Below are 22,529 nucleotides of genomic sequence, written 5' to 3'. Positions count from 1 at the left end.
CGTGATCGAGGTTGGAATTTTTATAGTTTCGGTTGTAAAACTGATACATCAAGCTCAGTATAGCATCTATAATTTGAAAAGACGATGGTTGAGACTGATGAGGATGAGACCGCAGAAGGGCGGCTCGTGCAGGGGGATTATAGGATGGCGGATCACGGGAAAAAAATTTCTTTATGGGTGCTTGCGTGGCCTATTTTTATTGAGTTGTTTTTACAGTTTTTGCTTGGAGCGGCGGATACGCTCATGGTCAGCCGAATATCGGATGATGCGGTAGCTGTTGTCGGTTTCTCCAATCAGTTATTTCAAGCGGTAACGACGCTGCTTGTGACGGTAGCAAGCGGGGCGGGTATTTTGATCGCTCAGAAACTTGGCGCCCGCCAAGCCGGCGATGCGAGGACGATCGGCATCATGTCGGTAACGGTCAGCGCGGGTATCGGAATATTGCTCAGTGTTATGTTATACACTTTTCCGACGGAGATTGCTGCAATGCTGAAGCTGCCTGACACGCTGCTTCCGCTTGCTCAGACTTATATATCGATTGTGGGCGGGGGCATGGTTCTTGTGGCGCTTATGTCCTCGCTGAGTACGGCGATTCGCAACACGGGCAACACCAAAGGGCCGATGTACATTGCGATTGGCATGAATGTGGTCCATGTTATTCTCAACTATGGATTCATCTTCGGAGCACTTGGTTTACCGAAATGGGGCTTGCTCGGCGTAGCGGTATCAACGGTGGTCTGCCGACTGCTTGCGTCAATTGTGTTGTTCATTATGTTCCTGTATACATTCGAGCGCCGCATAGCGATTAGAGATTTCAAAACGTTCAACGGCAAGCTGTTTCAGGAGATATTGCGCATCGGCTGGCCGCTGGGCATCAATATGTTCTGCTGGGTGTTCACGCAACTGCTCATTTTCTCCTTCATAGCGATGCTTGGCACAAGTGAGCTGGCTGCAAGAACTTATATGAACACGCTTGAATCGTTTTGCTTCATGTTAGGTTATTCGATTGCGCTTGCCGTACAGATTCAGATCGCCCATCTGTTCGGTGCGGGCAAGATCAAAGAGGCTTATGGTACAGCTTATCGTGCGTTATGGATTGGGCTTGTTGTTGTCACCGTAAATGCTTTCGTCATTTATTTGTTCGGAAGGCACTTGCTTGGGCTGTTCACGTCGAATGACGATATTATTGCGATCGGCGCATCGCTGCTTGGGATGAACCTGCTGCTGCAGCCGGGCAAAATGATGAATATGGCGCTTAGCAACTCCTTGAACGCGGTAGGGGATACACGCTTTACGATGTGGCTGGCCGTCTTCTCCATGTGGCTGATCGCGACGGCGCTTGCTTATTGGGTGGGCATCGAGCTGGGCTGGGGATTAATCGGCATTTATGGCTGCATGATTCTCGACGAGTACGTTCGCGGCATCTTCTCGCTGTTTCGCTGGCGCGGACGCAAATATTTGCGAATGGCCGAACAGAGGGAAGCGGACAAAGCTGCTGCAGCCTCGGTCGCGCCTGCGATTAGAAAACAAGCCGCTCCCGGCGTATAATAGACGTTAATAGATGATATCGATGATGCGAAGGGGAGAACGTCGCTTATGGCTACTGGTTTAGTAATGAATGAGAAAATAAGAGCATCCGAAGTGCAACTCACGGGACTGGACGGGGAGAATCTCGGCGTTATGTCGAGAGATGAGGCGCTGGCTCTCGCTCGCGAGCTTAAAGTCGATCTTGTGTGCACGTCGCTTATGAGCAGTCCGCCGCCCTGCAAGCTCGTCGGTAGAGGGCAAGCGAAGCAGCAGCAGAGCAAGGATGCCCGGGCGGAGCGCGTGAAGGAGCAGCCTGCCAAGGTGAAGGAGCTCCGTTTGACGCCGCATATCGAAGAGCATGATTACGATACGAAGCTGCGCCAAGCGGAGAAGATGTTGCAAGCAGGCAATGCCGTACAGCTAGTCGTTCGTATACAAGGCAAAGAGGGCGCGCAGGCGAAAGCGCTGCTGGAGCGTCTTGTAGCGGATTTGAAGACATCGGGCAAGAAGCAGTCAGGCATTCAAACCAGCGGCAAGCAAGCGCAGGTACAACTGCTCCCTGTATAGGGATACGAAATACACGATGCATACGAATCGAGAGTGAGGAGACTCATTGTTATATGAGGCAAAACTCATTGTTTAGAGCAGATTGGTGCAGTTGTACTGAATTAGTGAGTCAAACCTCATCCTTCGTGAAGTTAGGTTCATGGGGAGTGAGGTTTGGCTCACTATTTTGTTATGCAGACATGAAATGATGCCGAAGATATGAGGTTAGCTTCATACTTAATGAGCTTAACCTCATTATGGATGGGCAGCGGTAACTTATGTGAGTGTAGGGGATAATAAGGGGAGCGTGAAGCTTAGTAGGATGAGTGAAGCCGGAAGTAAATAGGTTGACAGTATTGGAATCATTTAATATCATTTTTTAAAATATAGGAAGTATAAGTTTCACTCTTATCCTTATGCCTATATTTCACCGCGAAACGAATGCTGCACGCTGCCAGAGGACGCCGTTAGCCGTTTACGCTTGTGAAAATCATTATCAATTACATAAGCGATTATGCTTATTCGACAGAAAAGGAGTTTCCGATGCTTCGTAAATTTTTTGCCTATTATAAGCCGTATAAGAAGCTCTTCTTCATCGACTTCTTTTGTGCGGTGCTGCTGGCTGTCCTTGAGCTTATTTTTCCGCTTGCGGTCAGCTATGTCATCAACACGCTTTTGCCCGACGAGAATTGGGGTCTCATCGTAACGGCTTGCGCGGTGCTGCTCGTTGTATATGCGATTAATACGCTGCTCTCTTATGTGGTTACCTACTGGGGGCATATGCTTGGTATCAACATCGAGACGGATATGAGGAAGCAGCTGTTCGACCATATTCAGAAGCTTAGCTTCCGTTTCTTCGACAATACGAAGACGGGTCATTTGATTTCTCGGATGACGAACGACTTGTTCGAGATTGGCGAGGTTGCGCATCATGGTCCGGAGGACATGTTCATTGCCGCTATGACGCTCATTGGCGCGTTCGGTATTATGCTCTTCATTAATCCAGAGCTCGCTGTCATTACGTTTATCATCGTACCGATCATTATATGGCTCGTGCTGCTGTTCAACGGCAAGATGACGAAAGCTGCGAATCGACTGTTCTCGGATATGGCCGACTTCAACGCGCGGGTCGAGGATACGGTCGGCGGCATTCGCGTCGTACAGGCGTTCTCGAACGAGAAGCATGAGAGAAAGTTGTTCAAAGTGAACAACTTGCGCTTCCGCGAGGCGAAGCTGATCTCGTACAAAATCATCGGCATGAACTCCTCCATCACGTATATGCTTATGCGTCTAGTTTCCGTATTCGTCTTGATCGCGGGAACATGGTATGTGTTGAAGGGCAGTCTGAATTATGGCGACTTTGTTGCGTTCGTTCTGTTGACGAATATTTTCTTCAAACCGATCGAGAAGATCAATGCCGTTATCGAGAGCTATCCAAAAGGTATCGCCGGTTTCAAGCGCTACACGGAGCTGATGGAGACCGAACCTGATATTGCGGATAAGGCTAATGCGGTTGAAGTGGATGGGCTGCAGGGAGATATCGTCTACCGTAACGTATCGTTTGGTTACGAAGGCGTAGCGAAGGTGCTGGAGCATATCGATCTTACGATTCGGGCCGGCGAGACGGTTGCTTTCGTTGGTCCGTCTGGCGCAGGCAAGACGACGCTTTGCAGCTTGCTGCCGAGGTTCTATGAGATCGATGGAGGCAGCATTTCCGTCGATGGGTACGACATTCAGGATATTAAGCTGGAATCGCTGCGCAAGCAGATCGGGATTGTGCAGCAGGATGTATTCCTGTTCGCGGGAACGATACGCGAGAACATCGCTTACGGCAAGCTCGGCGCATCGGATGAGCTGATCATGGAAGCGGCGCGGCGCGCGAAGCTGGAAGAGTTCATTCATTCGCAGAAGGATGGACTGGATACGGTTGTCGGGGAGCGCGGCGTGAAGCTGTCCGGCGGACAGAAGCAGCGTCTCGCCATTGCGCGGATGTTTTTGAAAAATCCGCCAATCCTCATTCTTGACGAAGCGACGTCAGCACTAGATACCGAGACGGAAGCAGCTATTCAGCAGTCGCTGGCTGAGCTGTCCGTCGGCCGCACGACGCTCGTTATCGCTCATCGATTGGCAACAATCAAGAATGCGGATCGTATCGTCGTCGTCACCGAGGACGGCATCACCGAGCAAGGCCGTCACGACGAACTCGTGGAAGCGGGCGGCATCTACAGCCGCCTCCACAAAGCGCAGTTCGGCGGTGCAAGCGTAGGCGCCAGGTAACGATATAAAAGGCAGTTTCGACGGGGCATAGACCACGTCGGAACTGCCTATTTTTGATTGTGAGTATACGGCGGAGTAACTGAGCGGAATAGAGCTAGAAAACAGCGCTATTCAAAAAATCGGGGTGTGTTAGGGGCAGATAGAGATAGAAAGTATCTCTATCTGCAAGGGAGAGCGGCGAATGTGAGCATACGGCGGGTCTGCTGAGCAGATAGAGCTAATAAACAGCTCTATTCAACAAACCGTGGTGTGTTGGTTACAGATAGAGATAGAAAGTAACTCTATTGCTAAGGGAAGGCGGCCAATATGAGCATACGGTGGGCAACTGAGCGGAATAGAGCTAATAAATAGCTCTATTCAACAAACCGTGGTGTGTTGGTTACAGATAGAGATAGAATGTATCTCTATCGCTAAGGGAAAGCGGCGAATGTGAGCATACGGCGGGTCAGCTGAGCAGAATAGGGCTAGAAAACAGCTCTATTCAACAAATTGTGGTGTGTTAGAGGCAGATAGAGATAGAAAGTATCTCTATCGGCAAGGGAGAGCGGCGAATGTGAGCATACGGCGGGGCTATTGAGCGGAATAGAGCTAGAAAACAGCTCTATTCAACAAACCGGGGTGTGTTAGAGGCAGATAGAGATAGAAAGTATCTCTATCGGCAAGGGATTGCGGCGAATGTGAGCATACGGCGGGTCAGCTGAGCGGAATAGAGCTAGAAACAGCTCTATTCAACAAATCGAGGTGTGTTAGGGGCAGATAGAGATAGAAAGTATCTCTATCTGTAAGGGAGAGTGGCGAAATTGAGCATACGGCGGGTCAGCTGAGCGGAATAGAGCTAGAAAACAGCTCTATTCAACAAATCGGGGTGTGTTAGGGGCAGATAGAGATAGAAAGTATCTCTATCGCTAAGGGAAGGTAGCGAATGTGAGCATACTACACAAGCACAAAGAAGAGGCGGGCGCGGCAGTCATCTTGACCTGTCGCGCCTGCCTCTTTAGTTACCCTTTGCCGCCTTGCGGGGCAGGCGGGTCGGGCTCTTTCACGAGCTTCCGCTTCTCCCAGCGGAATATCATGTTCAGCCCTTTATAGATGAGCTTAGACTCCTTCGTGAGCAGCGGGCCTAATATGGCTAGGATCAGCACATATAGCGCAGCGAACGGCTGCAGCAGCTCCATCAAGCCGCCGGCTTTGCCCAGATTAGCCATAATGATCGAGAACTCGCCGCGCGACACAATCGTTAGTCCGATGTTGGACGATGCCTTAGGCGACAGTCCAGCGCTCTTGCCTGCGAACATGCCTGCAACGAAGTTGCCGAGCAGCGTAATGCCGACAGCGCCGAGCGACAGCCATACCGCACCGCCGAGTGCGAGCGGGTCGATCGTGAGACCGAAGCTGAAGAAGAACAAAGCGCCGAAGAAGTCGCGGAACGGCAAAATCATATGCTCGATCCGTTTCATATGCGTCGTCTCCGCTAATACTAACCCGACGAGCAACGCGCCGATCGCTTCTGCGACATGAATCGTCTCGGAGAAACCGGCGACAAGGAACAAGAAGCCGAAGACGAGCAATAGGAATAATTCGTTGGAGCGAATATTGAACAGCTTGTTAAGCAGCGGGGCAGCCTTCCTGCCAATAATGAGGAATAACAACATGAATCCAAGCGCATAAGAGGCCGAGAGCAACACACCGCCAAGCGACGAAGAGTCGCTGAGCACAAGACCCGACAATACGGATATATACACCGCGAGGAAAATATCCTCGAACATAATGATCCCGAGAATCATCTCTGTCTCCGGGTTCGCCGTCCGTTTTAAGTCGACGAGCACCTTTGCTACGATTGCGCTGGATGAGATGGTCGTTATACCTGCAATGACCATCGTTTCCTCGATAGGAAAGTCGTTAACCCATCCGAACAATAAGCCGAGTGAAAAGTTGATTAAAATATAGATCGTTCCGCCAACCGCGATCGCTTTGCCAGACTTCATGAGTCGACCAACCGAGAACTCGAGACCTAGATAAAATAACAGGAAGAGCACGCCGAGGCGCCCCATGAATTCAATTAATTCAGCGCTGTGAATGAATCTGAAGTCTAGTATGCCGAAGTGAGGCGCATGAGGGCCGACAGCCATACCGATCAATATATAAAAAGGAATAACCGAAAAACGAATTTTTGAAGCTAACAGCCCGACCAAGGCGATGAGTATAACGGCGAGACCGATCTCCAGCACCATGTGGTCCATAATTAACGACTCCCGTTTTGGAGCATGAGCTTAAGCTGTTTAAGGTTCTGCCGTTCACCAGCCACAATAAGGGTCGAGTCTGCTTTGAAAACATAGTCGGGACCTGGATTAATATGCTTAGCTTCTTTTTCGACGGCAGCAATAATCGTTGCGCCGGTCGTTTGGCGAATATCCGCCTCGCCGATCGTTTTGCCGATGCAAGCGGCGTTTGGCTCGATTTTGTACCATTCGATCGTTAGATCATCCAGCGCTACTTCAATCGTCTCGAGCGCCTTCGGCTTGTAAGTCATTCCGCCGATAATAGCGGCAATCTGACGAGCTTCTTCATCCTCAAGCGTTACCATGGAGATGCTGTCATCCGGATCCTCATAGTCAAAATGGTACATTTCACGTCGGCCGTCATCATGAATGATAATGACGAACTTATCGCCTCCGCGCGTAATAATCTGGTATTTGCGTCCGATTCCAGGCAAATCAGATTCTCTAATATTCATTGGGTTTGCCTCCTCATTTTTTTGTAGTTTGTACCAAAAAAATGGGTTCTAACCAATGTAGACCGATGTATATTTAATAGGCTTAAGCAGTAAACGCTTCAATCGCTGCAGGATGGTCAGACTTAAGGGGGATAAATAAGCGGGCCGTCCAAATAAGACGGCAAGTGATACCTTATAAGCCGCGGGCTTGCGGCGAATAGGCTGAAGCAGCTTGCTTGGGGAGCGCCCGTTCAGAGCAGCGCAGGTCGTTGCGCGGGCAACAGGATTGAACCGGCTGGAGCCGGCCGTCAACTCGAAGTTGTTGCCTGCTTGGTAAGCAAACAGTGCAGTGAGCAGCAGTGGCAAAATAATAAGCAGGTTAAAGAACCGGTTGCGAAACGCGGGTCTTTGGTTGTGCTTCATGCTTATCGTCAATCTCATCTGCTCACCTCCTGCGGCTATATTTATAAGTATATCTTATAAATGATTAAAATCATAGACAATTCCATTTTTTTGTTGGTCGAATAGGTGAACAATTCAAGGCTTATAACCGTGGGATCAATTAGCAACGATTTTTTTGCTATTAATCAGCGAACCGGCATTTCCGATATGATAGAATGAATGAAAGTTTTCAATAGAATAGAGCATAACAGAGAGAGGTTGATTGGGATGGGAGCAACAGTGAAGGAGCTGTCGCCGCTTGTGCATGCGCTTGATCTTAAGCCGCATGTCGAAGGCGGATGGTACAAGGAAATTTGGAAAGCTAATTTTGAAATTCCGCAGCAGGTGCTCGGCGCTCCGTATTCGGGACCGCGTTTTGCCGCATCGTCGATTTATTTCTTGCTGCATCCTGAGGAGTTCTCGGACTGGCATACGGTTTACTCCGACGAAGTATGGTTCTGGCATTCGGGAAGCCCGTTGCTGCTCACGCTTGGCGGAACAGAAGCTGACCCGCATACCCGTAAGGAAATTATTGTGGGCCCGGACATTTCCGCAGGACATCAACCACAGGCGCTTGTGCCGGCTAACGAATGGCAGATGGCGAGAGCGCTCGGCGACGAGCCGGTACTCGTATCTTGCGTCGTTGCGCCAGGCTTCCACTATGATGATTTCCGTCTGATCAAAAAATAGGCTCGCTCCAATAAATAAGAGCTTCGCGCGTGGCATAATGCCCGGTCGCGAAGCTCTTATTTTTATTATTCGTTTTGCCGCAGCGAATTAATGAACAGCTCGATTAAGGCGGGATCCCACTGTGTTCCCTTGCCTTCCTCCAGAATCGCTAGGGCGTGCTCGCGAGTCATTCCTTTACGGTACGGCCGATCCGATGTCATCGCATCGAAAGCGTCGGCAATGGCAATAACTCGGCCAAGCAGAGGAATGTGCTCTCCTGCGAGCCCGTCGGGATAACCGCGTCCGTCATAGCGCTCATGATGGGAGCGTACGCCCGGAAGCAGATCGGCCATCGCGTCCGCAGGCTCAATCTGCTTCAATATATTTTCGCCCAGTCCCGGGTGTGCCTTAATCTGATTAAACTCCTCGTCCGTTAGCTTGCCATCCTTCAACAGCACCGAGTCACGAATGCCGATTTTGCCGATGTCATGAAGCAGAGCCGACTTGCGCAGCAGTTCAATGTCGGTTTGCGGCCAGCCAGCCTGCTCGCCGATCGCGACGGAATATTCGGCAACGCGTTCCGAATGACCCGCGGTATAGGTGTCGCGCGCGTCAAGCGCGGCAGCAAGCGTGAAGAAGTAGCTTTGGTGAAGCTGCTTATTACGCTCATCCCTCTCCTGCAGACCTTCGATCATATGGTTGAAGCCTGCGACCAGCTTCGAAAATTCATCGGAATGAATATCTTCCGCGCGGGTGTCGTAATGGCCGTTCTGCACGGCAATCATCGCAGCTTGGAGCTTGTGGATCGGATCCTCAATATTGCGAGATAGGAGCGAGGCGCCGAACAAGGAGAAGAAGACGCCGATAACAAGAATGATACCGGCCCATTGCCAATAGGCGGAGGTGCCCCCGCCGTCCAGTCCTTCAAGCCTGATCTGAGCCGCAAGACTATGCAAGAGCAGTGGAAGCGTACCGATTAAAAAAGCGCTTAGCAGAAACTTCGTGCGAATCGAAGCAAATACTTGGCCGCCGAGGGTCAGATCCTGCCCATAGAGTGCTACATGTTTGTTGCGCATATAGGTGACAACAGGTCGAATAGCCCGTGCGGTCAKGAAAAATTCAATCATGGCATGCATACTGGCAACGAGCAGCGCGCCAACGGAAGCAAGTCCGATATAATAATAAGGGAACGAGAGCCATTCCATTTGGATGAAAATATAGCTCATTGCAATAGCCGGCACCGATATGCCGAGCAGATGAGGTCCGAAAGTCCGCTTCAGCGACAGTACCGGAAAGCGGTGCGTTTGTATATAAGCTTTGCGAAGCTGCTCCGCTGTTGGCTGATCGGACAGGAAAGCGACTTGAATCGGCTTTGCATGCCGATAGAATACGAACAGCTCGCAGGCAAGCATAATGAGCAAAGAAGCGAATAAGATGACGCCGAGCACGAAGCCTTCGCCTTGGGGCAGCTTAAGCGTGGAGAAAATGATGATGCCCCCGACTCCGAGCACGGCGACGGTCGATCCAAATACATAGTTGTAGACGAGCTGGAGGAGGAAAGCACGATATACGCTTGCGGGAGTTTGTTGGTGCGGATCTAGTTGCTTCAATGGGATCATTCCTCTTTTCACAGCTTCATGATATAGTTCCTATTACCTATATTAACAATCGGCATATGGAGAGCGGAATTGAAGTTCATTTCCATGTACATACATGGGTATATTTTACATAGGGTTAGATAATTTAGCGGATTGCGGTTGCGACCAAAATTAGCTAAAATAGGTATAGTTCCTTTTTGATAGAGTCATAGATTACGAACGAATTGTTCGATTATGCCAATAGCAAACCATTTGAAAGAGTGGGACGCAAAGTCTGGAGTCTACAGCGCCTAAGGCGCTATGATCGTCCGACCGCCATGAATCTCGTATTCGTGTGCGGTCTTTTTTATTTTTTTTGATAGGGAGGGTATATCATGAGAAAAGCATTTCGTAAGAGCGCATCACTAGTCGTGACTGGGGTCATCGTCTTCGGCATTCTATGCAACGCTTTTGTATTTGGAGCAGGCGGAGGCAACAGCTCTGTGCTCGGTACGGCAGGCAGTTACAACGTGTTCATGCTCGGTGACTTTAAGCTGTATTACGAGCAAGTCGAAGGTGGACTGGCGGCCGGAGGAGATATTGATATAACCGGATTTGGCGTCAATCGAGCGAATGCATCGGGAGACATTGGCTTAGTGGCGGGCGGAGAACTGAAGTTCACGAATGGTCAAATTGATTATGGCGATGCCTACTACGGAACGCTTCATTCAACATCGGCCTTCACGCTCGTAAGAGGCAATAAGCATCAAGGGGCACCTATCGATTTTGAAGCAGAAGCTGAATATTTGTTGAATTTGTCCGCTGAGCTGGCAGCTTTGCCGACCAACGGCACAACAAGCAAAGATCAATACAATTCGAATAAAACGACTTTAAAGGGAACAGACCCTCAGCTCAATGTATTTACAGTAGGGTATGATCTGAATGAGGTATGGCTGGACGTTCCAAATGGCTCGACAGTGATTATTAACGTTACGGGTGCGACTCGATCAATGGGGTGGCAAGGTTATTTTGGCTTTGACGGTAAAGACCGCCAATCTAAAATATTGTTTAACTTCCCGGATGCTACGGCGCTGACGCTCGGCTATAGCGGGGTAAAAGGCAGTCTACTAGCCCCGCAGGCTGATATTACGGCAACGAGCGGCAATATCGACGGCATATTAGTAGGAGCTTCGCTCACGAAAGGCAGAATTCAGCCGCATTGGGTACCTTTCGAGGGGGAGATACCGCTAGCGACGCCAACGCCTAGCCCGTCGGCGACGCCTTCTCCGACACCAACGCCGACAGCGACACCGTCGGAGACACCGACAGCGACACCGTCGGAGACACCGACAGCAACACCGATAGCAACACCGACACCGACAGTAACACCGTCGGAGACACCGACACCAACGCCGACAGCAACACCGTCGGAGACACCGACAGCAACACCGACGGCAACACCGACACCGACAGTGACACCGTCGGAGACACCGACACCAACGCCGACAGCAACACCGTCGGAAACGCCGACACCAACGCCGACAGCAACACCGTCGGAGACGCCGACACCAACGCCGTCAGCGACACCGTCGGAGACGCCGACGGCAACACCGTCGGAGACACCGACAGCAACACCAACGGCAACACCGTCGGAGACGCCGACACCAACGCCGACAGCGACACCGTCGGAGACACCGACAGCGACGCCGACGGCAACACCGACACCGACGGCAACTCCATCGGAGACGCCGACAGCAACACCGACGGCAATGCCGACAGCGACACCAACGGCGACGCCAACGTCGACACCAGTCGTAACGCCATCACCGGCGCCGACGCCGATGCCGACGGGAACTCCGATACCGGAGGCAACGGTTACTCCTGAGCCTACAGTGTCACCTGATCCAACGCCGACGCCTTCCGATGAAGTGATTATTGATGAAGAAGAAGTGCCGGGAGGCTCACCGGATGAAGGCGGAGCGCCTGAAGATGGCGAGGAGCAAACTACGGATGACGAAGAAGTAACGGTAGACGATGAAGAAATAGGCTTAGGGACACCGGAAGATGGTTCAGTGGATGTTGATACATTGCCTAAGACAGGCGATAGCAGCACCATGCCGTTCTACATGGCTGGATTGGTAATCGTAATGCTAGGATTTCTGATCCGCTTTTCTGCACAGAAGAAATAAGAGCAACGACTAATAATTAAAGGGCTGTTCCTTAAGCGGTTATCCGCTCGTGGAACAGCCCTTTGCATTTGTATAAGCTACATTATGAAGGCAATATGATCTTTTGACCCGGGAAGATGAGGTCTGCATTCGTTAACTTATTAAGATCGCGAAGCACCTGCCATGTCGTTCCGTATTTCTTAGCAATCGCCCATAGCGTATCGCCTTTTACAACGATGTAGGCCGAGGCTGCAGGCTCGGGTTTTGGTTCAGGCTTAGGTTCTGGTTTCGGTTCAGGTTGCTCGGGCTCGGGCTTCGGCTCGGGTTCAGGGGAAGGAGTGGCGGGTTTCACTCCTTCCTTAATGCGTCCCTCAATGGTTGGATTTGCTTTGCCAAGCTTCTGAATATAAGCGATGAGCGCTTCATCCAGCGCGCCGTACATGCCGGCTTGCGGATACTTGCCGAACATGGTGTACTCATCGCCGCCCGCAGCTATGAAGTCATTCGTGGCAAGGGTGTATGTCGCGGCTTCATCCAATGGTTTGCCGCCGATTGTGACGGAATGAACGCGCTCCCCTTTGACTGCTTCCTTGTCGATTTTGAAAGCGGCGCCGGACACTTGCGGGAAAGCGCCCTTCGGATTCGGATAATCAGAGACGCCGTTCTCGAGCGCGGCTTTGATATCTGCGCCGGTTACTTTGAGCGTCACGATCTGATTCCCGAACGGCAGAACGGTAATGACTTCGCCTTTCGTAATCGGGCCAGCATCGATAGAAGCGCGAATCCCTCCGCCGTTCGTAAGCGCAACATCAGCTCCCGAGATGTCGGCCAAAGCGTCGGCAACCAGGTTGCCAAGGTTCGTCTCGCTTGCGCGTACTTTCTCCCTTGCGCCTTCAAGAGCAACGGACGATTCGCCAACTTGCTCTGCGAGAATCGTCTCTTGGCTCTTCAGCGTGGCTGCAACAAGCTCAGCGACTTCGGCGTTCGGCGTGATTTCCGCTGCCTCGGCTTGGTTGATAAGCGTCGCTTGCTTCTTAACGACAGCACCATTCTCGACCCAAAAGTCAACGACGCCGACGTATTTCGTATACTCGCCCGCGCTGACAATCAGTGTGCCATTGTCGCCTACAAGGCCGTCTTCAAGAACGGTATGACTGTGTCCATCGACAAAGATATCGATGCCCGCTACGGCTTTGACGACCCGAAGACTCGTGTCATAGCTGGACTTGTCCTGTCCGAGGTGGCCGACCGCAATGATGACGTCGGTCTTGTCCTTTAGCTCATCGACAATAGCTTGCGCTTCCGATGCGGAGTCGGTGAAGTGAAGCCCCGCCACGTTCTTCGGATGCGTCTTGTACACCGTCTCTGAAGTCGAAAGACCGAAGATGCCGATCTTTACGCCGTCAATTTCTTTGATGATATACGGCTCGAAGACCCGTTTGGCGCCTAGTCCTTTGATATTGGCGCTCAGCATTGGAAACTTCAGCTTGCCGGCAAGCTCGATCAATCTCGCCGAGCCATAATTGAATTCATGGTTGCCTGGCACCATAGCGTCATAGCCCATCTTGTTCATCGCGGCTACGACACTTTCGCCGTTGACCAAAGTAGCGAAGGTCGTGCCGTGAATGGCATCTCCGGCATCAATGGCCAATGTATTCGGATTTTTGCTCTTGTAGTAATCGATTATGCCGGCCACCTTGGCGAAACCCATCTCGCCACTCGTGGCCTCGACGGCACGAGCGTGCATGTCGTTCGTGTGCAGCAGCGTGATATGTTTCCCTGTCTGTTCCGTCGCATCCTCTGCCGCAGCGCTGCCCATAAGTCCAAGCACCAAGGCGCTGGCGAGCAATGCTGACGTCAACCATTTGAACCTTTTACGCATGATTTGCTCAATCCTCCATATCTATATATTTGGTTAAAGCCCACCAGTAATATTCTACATTTTCCCACTAATTCCTTTTATATTATCAGAAAATTCTGATCTAAAACTCACTCGAAGTTCGCGGCGGTGTAGGCAGAATAGGCTGTGAAATGCAGTCTATTGGCACAAACATAGACTACWTGAGGGGYAAYAAGCTGTGAAATGCAGCTTAAGAATGGTGAGAACGACGATGGTGGAGGGAGCGGGCGGCGGTGTAGAAAGAATAGGCTGTGAAATACAGCTTATCGGCACAAACATAGGCTACTTGAGGGGTAATAAGCTGTGAAATGCAGCTTAWGAATGGTGAGAACGACRATGGTGGAGGGAGCCGACGGCGTTGGACATAGAGTAGGCTGTGAATTGCATCTTATTGGTACAAACATAGGCTACTTGAGGGAAAATAAGCTGTGAAATGCAGCTTATGAATGGTGAGAACGACGATGGTGGTGGGAGCGGGGCGCCAACAGGCAAGCATCAAGTGCATCAACAATAAAAAAGCGCCTCAGCCGCTCGAATGAGCAGTCAAAGCGCTTTTCAATCAAGATCAACCTACACTTGGAACGCGCGCACGGATGCTCTAACCAATGAAATGAAGCGAGGGCGGGCTTGCTCGGCTACACGAACGACTTGCTCATGAGTGAGCGGCTCAAGCTCTTCGCTGATCGCCATATCCGTTATGCATGTAATGCCTACTGCGCGAATGCCGCAGTAGTTGGCTGCGATAACCTCTGGCGCAGTCGACATGCCCACGGCATCGGCTCCCCATCCAGCCATCATAGCGAGTTCAGCAGGGGTGCAATATGTTGGTCCGGATATGCTGACGTATACGCCCTGCTGCAATGGAATATTCAGCTCGGCGGCTTGAGCAGCAACGATGGAACGGAGCTCCCGGTTGTACGCTTGCGACATATCGGGGAAACGAGGGCCAAGCTCGCCGATATTTGCTCCCATTAAAGGATTACTGCCTGTATTGTTAATGTGGTCGGTAATTAACATGAGATCCCCGGCAGAGAAGGCGCGGTTCATGCCGCCGGCCGCATTCGTAACGAGCAGCGTTTCGATTCCGAGCTGCTTCATGACATAGACAGGGAAGACGACTTCTTTCATCGAATAACCTTCATAATAGTGGAAGCGGCCTTTCATGACGAGAACGCTCTTGCCTTCCAGCTCTCCGATGATAAGCTCACCGGAATGCCCCTCAACCGTCGAAACCGGGAAATGCGGAATTTCACCATAAGGAATGACGATGGCGTCTTTCACTTCATCGGCCATTACGCCTAGGCCGGAACCAAGAATCATGCCGATCTGAGGCGGTGCTTGCAGYTTGCCGCGGATGTAGGCAGCCGCTTCTTTTATTTTGACTAACATATTGTCCATAGKGCTATAATGCCTCCTTACTCGATTTGGAATGCTTTGACAGCATCATTATCATAGCGTAACGCGCGAGTAAAAGTAAACCGCAGAGGGATGCAGGCCAGCCGCGTTGTTGTTTCGCTGAATCGTTCGTATTATGATAAGTAGCAGAAGTAGCAGACGTATCGAAACGCCGCCAATAGGGACAGGCTAGATGAATCGGAGGAATGACGATGAGCATACAAACGAATTATACGCCGGAGCAAGTAGCTTCAATGATTGACCATACGCTGCTGAAGGCGGACGCGACTAGTAATGAAGTGGTTCAGCTATGCAAGGAGGCCAAGCAATATCAATTTGCAACCGTATGTGTAAATGCGGGCTGGGTGTCGCTTGCGGCTAGCGAGCTAGCCGGATCGGGCGTTGGAATTACGACGGTAGTCGGTTTTCCGTTAGGCGCGACAAGCACGGCATCCAAAGCGTTCGAAGCGAAACAAGCGATTGAGGACGGAGCGACAGAGGTCGATATGGTTCTTAATATCGGGTTGTTAAAGTCGGGGGACAACGATGGCGTGCGACGCGACGTTGAAGGCGTCGTCGCGGCATGCAAGGGGAAAGCGAAGCTGAAGGTGATTCTGGAGACGGGCTTGCTGACGGATGAAGAGAAGGTTACCGCATGCGAGCTGTGCAAGCAAGCGGGCGCTGACTTCGTGAAGACGTCGACGGGCTTCGGCAAGGGCGGAGCGACGGTGGAAGATATTGCGCTTATGCGTCGTACGGTCGGTCCGGACATAGGCGTTAAGGCGTCCGGGGGAGTAAGAGACCTGGAAACTGCATTGCAAATGTTCGCGGCAGGAGCAACAAGAATCGGCGCCAGCTCGAGCATTGCCATTGTAACCGGCGGCAAGGGCGAGGGTTACTAAGACTCCAATTAGCGAAGCGAATAATCAAAAAAGGCAAACCGTCTCTATTCGAAGCTTGCTTCGAGAGAGCTCGGTTTGCCTTTTTTGCGTTATATTACGATTCGCAAGCGATCGTCAGATTAGCGTGAAGCTCCTGTCCGGCCTCCAGCAGCACAAGCTCCTCTTGGCGGTTAAGCTCACCCGTCATCGCCATCCAAGGCTCGACGCAGATGAACGGCTTGCCGCTCACCGACCAGAGAACGACGTATTTGAATATATCGTCGTACGTCATTCTCACGCGAACATCGCCGGCAACCGGGAAGGCGATCTCGCGTTGCTTCGCATCGAGCAGCGTGACGGATTCAACCAAGCCTTCTAGATCGAATTCGCCCTCGAACGGTTTAGTGACATTGTCATTATAGTCGAGATATTGCGTAGCATCCGTATCATATACAAGCGACTTGCCGTCTTCGATTGCAAAGTAGGGGTGGAAGCCGGCATAGAACGGCATCGTCCTGTCCGTGCTTAGATTGCGGTATTGCTGGCGCGTATGCAGCTTGCCGTCCTTGAGCGCATAAGTGAACAGCAGCTCGAATTCGAACGGGAAGGAAACAAGCGTCTGCTCATTGCTGCGCAGCCTGATCGTAATGGAGGCTTCGCCTTCCTCGCTCGTGCTGATAACGTCCCAAGGGGACGTACGCGCTACGCCGTGATTGGCCATGCTGTAAGCCTGTCCATCCCACTCATAGGATTGATTCTCCAGTTGCCCGCAGATCGGGAATAGAATCGGATTGCCGCCCCTAATGTTAGCGGTCGGATGCTCGAAGGTTGGTTTGTCCAAATAAAACAATTCATAGCCGTTCAATTGACAGCCGATAACGATTCCGCCTCGCTCGGGGCATACAATGATACGCGATACCGTGCTTTGCTCCGTCAGCTCATAGATCGTATAGGTGTCCACGTAGCTGCGTACTCCATAGTTGCTCACTAACATAACCTCCATATGTACATGCTAAATGTGATAAAAAACGTATAGACAAAGCATACCATAGCATTGTTCTTGAACACCACATCACTCATACAGCGAATGGGGGCTTCGCCTTCATGGACAGGAAACCTTCCCCTCTATTAGTCTGCATAGCTCTCACACATGGAATACGGGTTTGAGATTGGGCGTTTCTATTAAATCATTCATCTACGCCATTCCGAGTTACGAGAATAGTATGTTATTAGCTTCAAGAGAAGGGCAGGTGAAAGATTATGTCAAACTGCAGACAATTTGGAAACAACGTCGCCGGCGCTGGTTCGAACAACTTTGGATCTAACTCCAAAGTTAACTCGATCCTTGCTATTCTTCGCAATGTTAGCTTGGGACAAACGATCACAGTTGGAACAGACAGCGGCAACTTTACAGGCAGATTCGCTGGTATTGAGAACGGAAATGTTCTTTTAACAACAACAACTGGTGCTCTCGTTTTTATCCCTCTTCGCCAAATTAACTTTATCTCTATCCCGTAATGATAACAATCGATCCCTGCATCTGAAAAAAACGGCATCCGTGCTGTCGCCCCTCCGAGCGACGGCGCGGTTGTTCGCCGTTCATACCTTAATGGCGGTAATCGAGGCCACACGTACATAAAATATTGCGTTTTTATCCGTTACGATCACGACCGTATCGTCTCGAACGCCCTGATATTTTCCTTCTACCGACGTTTTGCCGAAATAGACCCGTATCGTGCTTCCGAGCTTTACCCACTGCAATATTCTCACCTTAAGGCCTCCCAAGAAGGCATACGAGACAAGTGAGAGTATTTCGCATACCAATTTTCATTTGTTGTATTGTATGCAGGCGGAGCCCGTATGCTCTTAGACGCTACGCTATATCGTGACCTCAGGAAATAATTCAACTAAAAAGCGATAATTACAAATGGGCAGAAGCGGGGGACGGCCTTATAATGAGCTATATAAGCAGAAGATACCCCTGAGACTTTGAGGTGACGGCTCCATGTATAAGCTATTGATTGTGGATGACGAGGCGCTCGTTCGCGAAGCGATTCAGGAGGGCATGAATTGGGAAAGCATGGGGCTCGTCTGTGCGGGCACTTGCGAGGACGGCATTGAAGCGCTGGAATTCATCGAGCGCGAGAAGCCGGATATCGTCATGACCGATATCGGAATGCCGTTCATGAACGGCATCGAGCTGACGCGCGAGCTCTCCGTTCGTTACCCGGACATCAAGGTTATTATTCTGACCGGGTACGATGAATTCGAGTACGCCCAGCAGGCGCTTAAGATGAAGGTTGCCGACTATATTATGAAGCCGGTTACCGCTATGGAAATGGAAGAGATACTCGTCAGGATTGCCGGACAGATGGATATGGAGAATAAGCAAAAAAGAGATTACGAAAGATTAGAGCAGCAATTGAATGAAAGCATGCCGCTCTTGAAGGAGCGCTTCCTTGAGCGGCTTGTCACCTCCTCGATGACGGCGAAGCAGAGAAGCGAGAGTTATGACTATTTTCAGATCGCTTGGAGCGGACCGTTCTTGGTCGAGCTGGCCGTCGACGTCGACGAGCTTGAATTGAAGCTGCCGTCGACGCCTTCCGACGATGAGCTGTTCCGATTCGCCATCTATAATATTACGAAGGAAGTCATGGAGAGATATGCAGGGGCGGAGGTGTTTCGCGACCGCGAAAATCGTGTGCTTGTCTTGTTGTCGGGTTCCGATTCCGAGGCGCTCCGCGAGGAAGCGGGCGCAGCAGCGGAACAGATTCATGCCGCAATTACCGCTTATTTGCCGCTTAAAGCGTCAATCGGAATCGGCCATATATGCAAGCAAGAGGATAACATCGCGCTTGCGCATCGATCGGCGTTGTCCGCGCTCGTCTACCGCTTCGTTATCGGGACGAACGAAATCATTCGCATCTCGGACATGGAACGGCGGGAGAAGCCGGCGATGCTGTCTGCCGTCGCATGGGAGAATGAGCTCATTACGAAGCTGAAGACGGGGACGCCTCAGGATATGGACGAGTGGATAAGCAGGCTGTTCGGGACGTTCCGGAACCGGATTTTCTCGCTCGACGTTTGTTATATTTATTTGCAGCGCTTCGTGCTTACGCTTATGCATACGCTCTACGAGATGGGAGCCGATACCGATACGATATTCGGGGAAGCGGCAAATCCGATTGCCGAGATGGGGCAGCTTGCTTCATTGAATGAGCTCGAGAGCTGGATGAAGGAGCTGTGCGGCAAGTCGGTAACGATCATCCGCAGTATGCGGGAGGATCACAGCATGCTGCAGATCGAGAAGGCGATGGCCTACGTGAAGCAGCATTATACGGAACCGGAGCTTTCGTTAAAGACGGTATGCACTCATATATCCATGAGCACGAGCTACTTCAGCACCCTTTTCAAAACAAATATGGGCAAGACGTTCGTGGAATACGTCATTCACGAGCGAATGGAGAAAGCGAAGGAGCTGCTCAAGCTCACCGCCATGCGAAGCTATGAAATCGCTTACGCGGTAGGTTACAGCGATCCGCAATATTTCAGCAGCGCGTTCAAGAAACATACGGGGGATACGCCTACGGAATTCCGCGGCAAGATGTTGGGAGGCGAAGGATGAAGCTCGCGTCCTTCTTGCGTTTTCGAAGCATGCAGACGAATATGGTGCTCGCGTTTGTGCTGCTCATTCTGATGACTATCGTTATCATGAGCGTTGTTTCTTATTTCCTGTCGGAGGATGCCGTACAATCGAATGCGAAGACCTATACGACGGAACTTGTGAAGCAAGTGAACAACAATATTAAATCGTACGTGAACGGCATGAAGTATATTTCCGACCTGGTCGACGGCAACCCGTATGTGCAGCAGTATATGTCGGGGAAGGCAGAGGACGACCCTGAGAAGGAACGGGAGCACAAGCAGGCTGTTGCCGATTTCCTCGAATCGATGGCTGTGTCGCGCGCCGATATTTCGTCGGTGAGTCTATTCGGCTACAATGGACAATTCGTGCCTGGCAACAAGGAGCTGGAGCTCAACCCATTCATAGATATTCCGAGTCTTACCTGGTACCGCAGCGCTCAGGAAGCGGGAGGCGAATACGTCATTTCTCCTTCGCACGTTCAGCCGGTATTCAAGGATAAATATCCTTGGGTTGTCTCATTGAGCATGGAGCTGACGAGCAGAGAGAGCGGAACGAAGTTCGGCATCTTCTTGATCGACCTGAACTTCAGCGTCATGAACGATATGCTGCAGGACATTCGACTGGGTCAGCGAGGGTATTTGTTCATCGTTAATTCGGAGGGACAGATCGTCTATCACCCTCAGCAGCAGCTTATCTACAGCAAGCTGAAGACGGAGAAAATTCAAGAGGTGCTTCAAATCGAGAACGGCACGTTCATGAGCGGAGAAGGCGGCAACCGCAAAATGTACACGGTGCAGGAATCCGACTTCGGGTGGAAAATCGTTGGCGTCTCCTATGTCAGCGAGCTGGTCGGCAATCAGAATAAGATGCGGCTGTCCATTATTGTGCTGGGGCTCGTCTGCATCGTTATTGCGATCATCATTTCCTTGTTCGTGTCGCAGCGGGTAAGCCAGCCGATCAAGCAGCTGCAGGGCTATATGAAAGAAGTGGAGAAGGGCAACTTCGACATTCAAGTCCCCGTCCCGACGACAATCGAGATCGGCAGGCTGGCGCGGGCGTTCAACATGATGGTTGGCCGAATCAAGGAGCTGATGTCCCAGGTCGTCAGGGATCAGGAGCTGAAGCGAAGAAGCGAGATTAACGCGCTGCAAGCGCAGATCAATCCTCATTTTCTCTATAACACGCTGGATTCTATCATTTGGATGGCCGAGAGCAAAAAATCACAGGAGGTCGTACTCATGACCTCTGCGCTTGCCAAGCTGTTCCGGGCTTCGATCAGCAAGGGGGAGGAGCTCGTCACGATCGAGACGGAGCTTGAGCATATTACGAACTACCTGAAGATCCAGAAGATGCGTTACAAGAACAAGCTGGACTATCGTATCGAGACGGATGAATCGGTGAGCCAGTACAAGACGATTAAGCTGATTCTGCAGCCGATTGTCGAGAACGCGATTTATCATGGGATTAAGATGAAGCGCGGTCCTGGACTCATCACCATATATTCGGAAGAGACCGCTACCGATGTGCTTCTGATCGTTGAGGACAACGGGAACGGGATGGAAGAGGAGAAGCTTGCTAAGCTGTTAACCCAGCAATACGAGGGAGAAGCGGGCAAAGGCGTTGGCGTGGGCAATGTACACGGGCGGCTCAAGCTTTACTTCGGCGCGCAATACGGGCTTTCGTATACGAGCAAACCGGGCGAAGGTACAACGGTAACGATACGGTTGCCTAAGCATCCCCCGTTATAGGAGGCAGCATAAGATGATCTGGAAGTATAAACGAACATTGGCCATTATCTTGCTGCTGCTGATAGCTGCAGCTGGTGTGGCTTACTGGGGGCAAGGGTTGTCGAGCAGGGATCCGGTCGATATTACGGTTATTATTAAGTCGACGGACGCTTCGATTGAGTTCTGGGAAGTGCTAATCGACGGAGTTCAGGAGGCTGCCCAGGAATTCGAAGCGAATGTGAAGGTGACCGGTTCCAAAACGGAAACAGATGTCGATGAGCAGATTGCGCTCGTCGAGCAGGCGATTGGGGAGAAGCCGGATGCGATCGTGCTTGCCGCCAATGATTTTGACCGTCTAGTCCCTATAGCCGAGAAGGTCAGGAGCAAAGGAATCAAGCTCATCATTGTCGATTCGGGAATAAATTCCGATGCGGCCCATAGCAGCGTTGCGACGGACAACGTGAATGCCGGCCAGAAGGCAGGCGAGATGATGCAAAGCCAGATTAACGGGCAAGCCAAGGTCGCTATTATCAGTTATGTCAAAAATGCCGCCTCGCACATCGATCGGGAGAAGGGTGTCCGTTCGATACTGGGGAACAATTCGAATATTGAATTGCTTCCTACGTATTATGTGGAGGGATCGGAGCAGAACGCTTACCTCATGGCCAAGGAAATCTTGCAGTCGCAGCAGGATGTCGTCGGCATCATTGGGTTGAACGAGCCGACGACGGTTGGTGCGGGCAGGGCTATCCAGGAAATTGGTGGGAAGGACAAGGTTACATTGGTCGGCTTCGACAGTTCGGTTAACGAAATTATGCTGCTGGACGAAGGCGTTATGAAGGCGACGGTTATCCAGCGGCCTTTTCAAATGGGATATTTGAGCATGAAGACGGCCATTGACGCAGTTAGAAATAAATCGGTGCCGAAGTCTATCGATACAGGCTCTTTGGTTATTACGAAACAGAATATGTACGAGGAGGAAAATCAGAAGCTGCTGTTTCCTTTCGTTACGAACTAGCAGAACCTTTTTGGGGGTTCTGTTTTTTTGTTTTAACACCCAAA

Annotated in this window: 18 protein-coding genes and 1 riboswitch; of the genes, 10 read left to right on the top strand and 8 right to left on the bottom strand. The window is 51.1% G+C overall.

Annotation, left to right across the window (positions count from 1 at the left end):
- The first annotated feature begins 144 nt into the window (after positions 1–144).
- The 3 genes from AC1DF0_RS21090 (at position 145) to AC1DF0_RS21080 (ending at position 4,350) form a co-directional block, all read left to right on the top strand.
- Positions 145–1,548, top strand: a complete 1,404-nt coding sequence (locus tag AC1DF0_RS21090; RefSeq protein ID WP_477575203.1) for an MATE family efflux transporter — start codon at positions 145–147, stop codon at positions 1,546–1,548.
- A gap of 48 nt (positions 1,549–1,596) precedes the next feature.
- The gene (gene infC, locus AC1DF0_RS21085; protein ID WP_475822274.1) at positions 1,597–2,094 is read left to right on the top strand and encodes a translation initiation factor IF-3; all 498 of its coding nucleotides are present in this window, start codon (positions 1,597–1,599) and stop codon (positions 2,092–2,094) included.
- Between the two features lie 522 nt (positions 2,095–2,616).
- Positions 2,617–4,350 (top strand): ABC transporter ATP-binding protein, encoded by a 1,734-nt coding sequence (locus tag AC1DF0_RS21080; protein WP_477575202.1) that lies wholly within the window; start codon positions 2,617–2,619, stop codon positions 4,348–4,350.
- Between the two features lie 998 nt (positions 4,351–5,348).
- Here the strand turns inward: AC1DF0_RS21080 and AC1DF0_RS21075 are convergent.
- The 3 genes from AC1DF0_RS21075 to AC1DF0_RS21065 are packed head-to-tail and all read right to left on the bottom strand — an operon-like array spanning position 5,349 to position 7,504.
- Positions 5,349–6,590 (bottom strand): cation:proton antiporter, encoded by a 1,242-nt coding sequence (locus AC1DF0_RS21075; protein WP_477575201.1) that lies wholly within the window; start codon positions 6,588–6,590, stop codon positions 5,349–5,351.
- A gap of 2 nt (positions 6,591–6,592) precedes the next feature.
- A complete protein-coding gene (locus tag AC1DF0_RS21070; protein WP_442051881.1) occupies positions 6,593–7,084 on the bottom strand; it encodes a cation:proton antiporter regulatory subunit in 492 nt (163 codons plus the stop codon).
- Positions 7,085–7,132: 48 nt separating this feature from the next.
- Positions 7,133–7,504 carry a hypothetical protein gene (locus AC1DF0_RS21065; RefSeq protein WP_477575200.1) on the bottom strand — a complete coding sequence of 124 codons (372 nt, stop codon included), beginning with the start codon at positions 7,502–7,504 and terminating at the stop codon, positions 7,133–7,135.
- Between the two features lie 228 nt (positions 7,505–7,732).
- Here AC1DF0_RS21065 and AC1DF0_RS21060 point away from each other — a divergent pair, with 228 nt between their 5' ends.
- Complete coding sequence (locus tag AC1DF0_RS21060; RefSeq protein WP_442051883.1) at positions 7,733–8,194, top strand: cupin domain-containing protein; 462 nt, start codon at positions 7,733–7,735, stop codon at positions 8,192–8,194.
- 65 nt (positions 8,195–8,259) lie between these two features.
- On the opposite strand, the gene AC1DF0_RS21055 is transcribed toward AC1DF0_RS21060, so the two are convergent.
- Positions 8,260–9,783 carry an HD-GYP domain-containing protein gene (locus AC1DF0_RS21055; RefSeq protein WP_477575199.1) on the bottom strand — a complete coding sequence of 508 codons (1,524 nt, stop codon included), beginning with the start codon at positions 9,781–9,783 and terminating at the stop codon, positions 8,260–8,262.
- Between the two features lie 220 nt (positions 9,784–10,003).
- A riboswitch (cyclic di-GMP riboswitch) is annotated at positions 10,004–10,091 on the top strand.
- Between the two features lie 54 nt (positions 10,092–10,145).
- Here AC1DF0_RS21055 and AC1DF0_RS21050 point away from each other — a divergent pair.
- Positions 10,146–11,939, top strand: a complete 1,794-nt coding sequence (locus AC1DF0_RS21050; protein ID WP_477575198.1) for a choice-of-anchor A family protein — start codon at positions 10,146–10,148, stop codon at positions 11,937–11,939.
- An 82-nt stretch (positions 11,940–12,021) separates the two neighbouring features.
- Here the strand turns inward: AC1DF0_RS21050 and AC1DF0_RS21045 are convergent, their stop codons facing one another.
- The gene (locus AC1DF0_RS21045; protein ID WP_442051886.1) at positions 12,022–13,800 is read right to left on the bottom strand and encodes a 5'-nucleotidase C-terminal domain-containing protein; all 1,779 of its coding nucleotides are present in this window, start codon (positions 13,798–13,800) and stop codon (positions 12,022–12,024) included.
- Positions 13,801–13,996: 196 nt separating this feature from the next.
- Between AC1DF0_RS21045 and AC1DF0_RS21040 the strand changes: the two genes are divergently transcribed.
- Positions 13,997–14,125, top strand: a complete 129-nt coding sequence (locus AC1DF0_RS21040) for a hypothetical protein (protein WP_477575197.1) — start codon at positions 13,997–13,999, stop codon at positions 14,123–14,125.
- A gap of 263 nt (positions 14,126–14,388) precedes the next feature.
- Here the strand turns inward: AC1DF0_RS21040 and AC1DF0_RS21035 are convergent, their stop codons facing one another.
- Complete coding sequence (locus AC1DF0_RS21035; RefSeq protein WP_442048113.1) at positions 14,389–15,216, bottom strand: purine-nucleoside phosphorylase; 828 nt, start codon at positions 15,214–15,216, stop codon at positions 14,389–14,391.
- A gap of 209 nt (positions 15,217–15,425) precedes the next feature.
- On the opposite strand from AC1DF0_RS21035, the gene deoC reads away from it, so the two are divergent.
- Entirely contained in the window at positions 15,426–16,115 is a 690-nt protein-coding gene (deoC, locus tag AC1DF0_RS21030; protein WP_475822266.1) for a deoxyribose-phosphate aldolase, read from the top strand.
- 94 nt (positions 16,116–16,209) lie between these two features.
- On the opposite strand, the gene AC1DF0_RS21025 is transcribed toward deoC, so the two are convergent.
- A complete protein-coding gene (locus AC1DF0_RS21025) occupies positions 16,210–17,082 on the bottom strand; it encodes an aldose epimerase family protein (protein ID WP_477575196.1) in 873 nt (290 codons plus the stop codon).
- 611 nt (positions 17,083–17,693) lie between these two features.
- Positions 17,694–17,864: a DUF2642 domain-containing protein gene (locus AC1DF0_RS21020; RefSeq protein ID WP_442048116.1), complete on the bottom strand. Its 171-nt coding sequence runs from the start codon at positions 17,862–17,864 to the stop codon at positions 17,694–17,696.
- 235 nt (positions 17,865–18,099) lie between these two features.
- Between AC1DF0_RS21020 and AC1DF0_RS21015 the strand changes: the two genes are divergently transcribed.
- Genes AC1DF0_RS21015 through AC1DF0_RS21005 form a run of 3 tightly spaced genes read left to right on the top strand, consistent with a single transcriptional unit; the run spans position 18,100 to position 22,485 of the window.
- On the top strand, positions 18,100–19,719 hold the full coding sequence (locus AC1DF0_RS21015; RefSeq protein WP_477575195.1) for a response regulator: 1,620 nt from the start codon (positions 18,100–18,102) through the stop codon (positions 19,717–19,719).
- Positions 19,716–21,488 (top strand): cache domain-containing sensor histidine kinase, encoded by a 1,773-nt coding sequence (locus AC1DF0_RS21010; RefSeq protein WP_477575194.1) that lies wholly within the window; start codon positions 19,716–19,718, stop codon positions 21,486–21,488. Before AC1DF0_RS21015 ends, AC1DF0_RS21010 begins: the two co-directional genes overlap by 4 nt.
- A gap of 13 nt (positions 21,489–21,501) precedes the next feature.
- Complete coding sequence (locus tag AC1DF0_RS21005; RefSeq protein WP_475822260.1) at positions 21,502–22,485, top strand: substrate-binding domain-containing protein; 984 nt, start codon at positions 21,502–21,504, stop codon at positions 22,483–22,485.
- Positions 22,486–22,529: the final 44 nt, after the last annotated feature.

This window comes from Paenibacillus sp. 05T425, from assembly GCF_056396205.1.
This window is presented reverse-complemented; position numbering and strand designations above follow the sequence as displayed.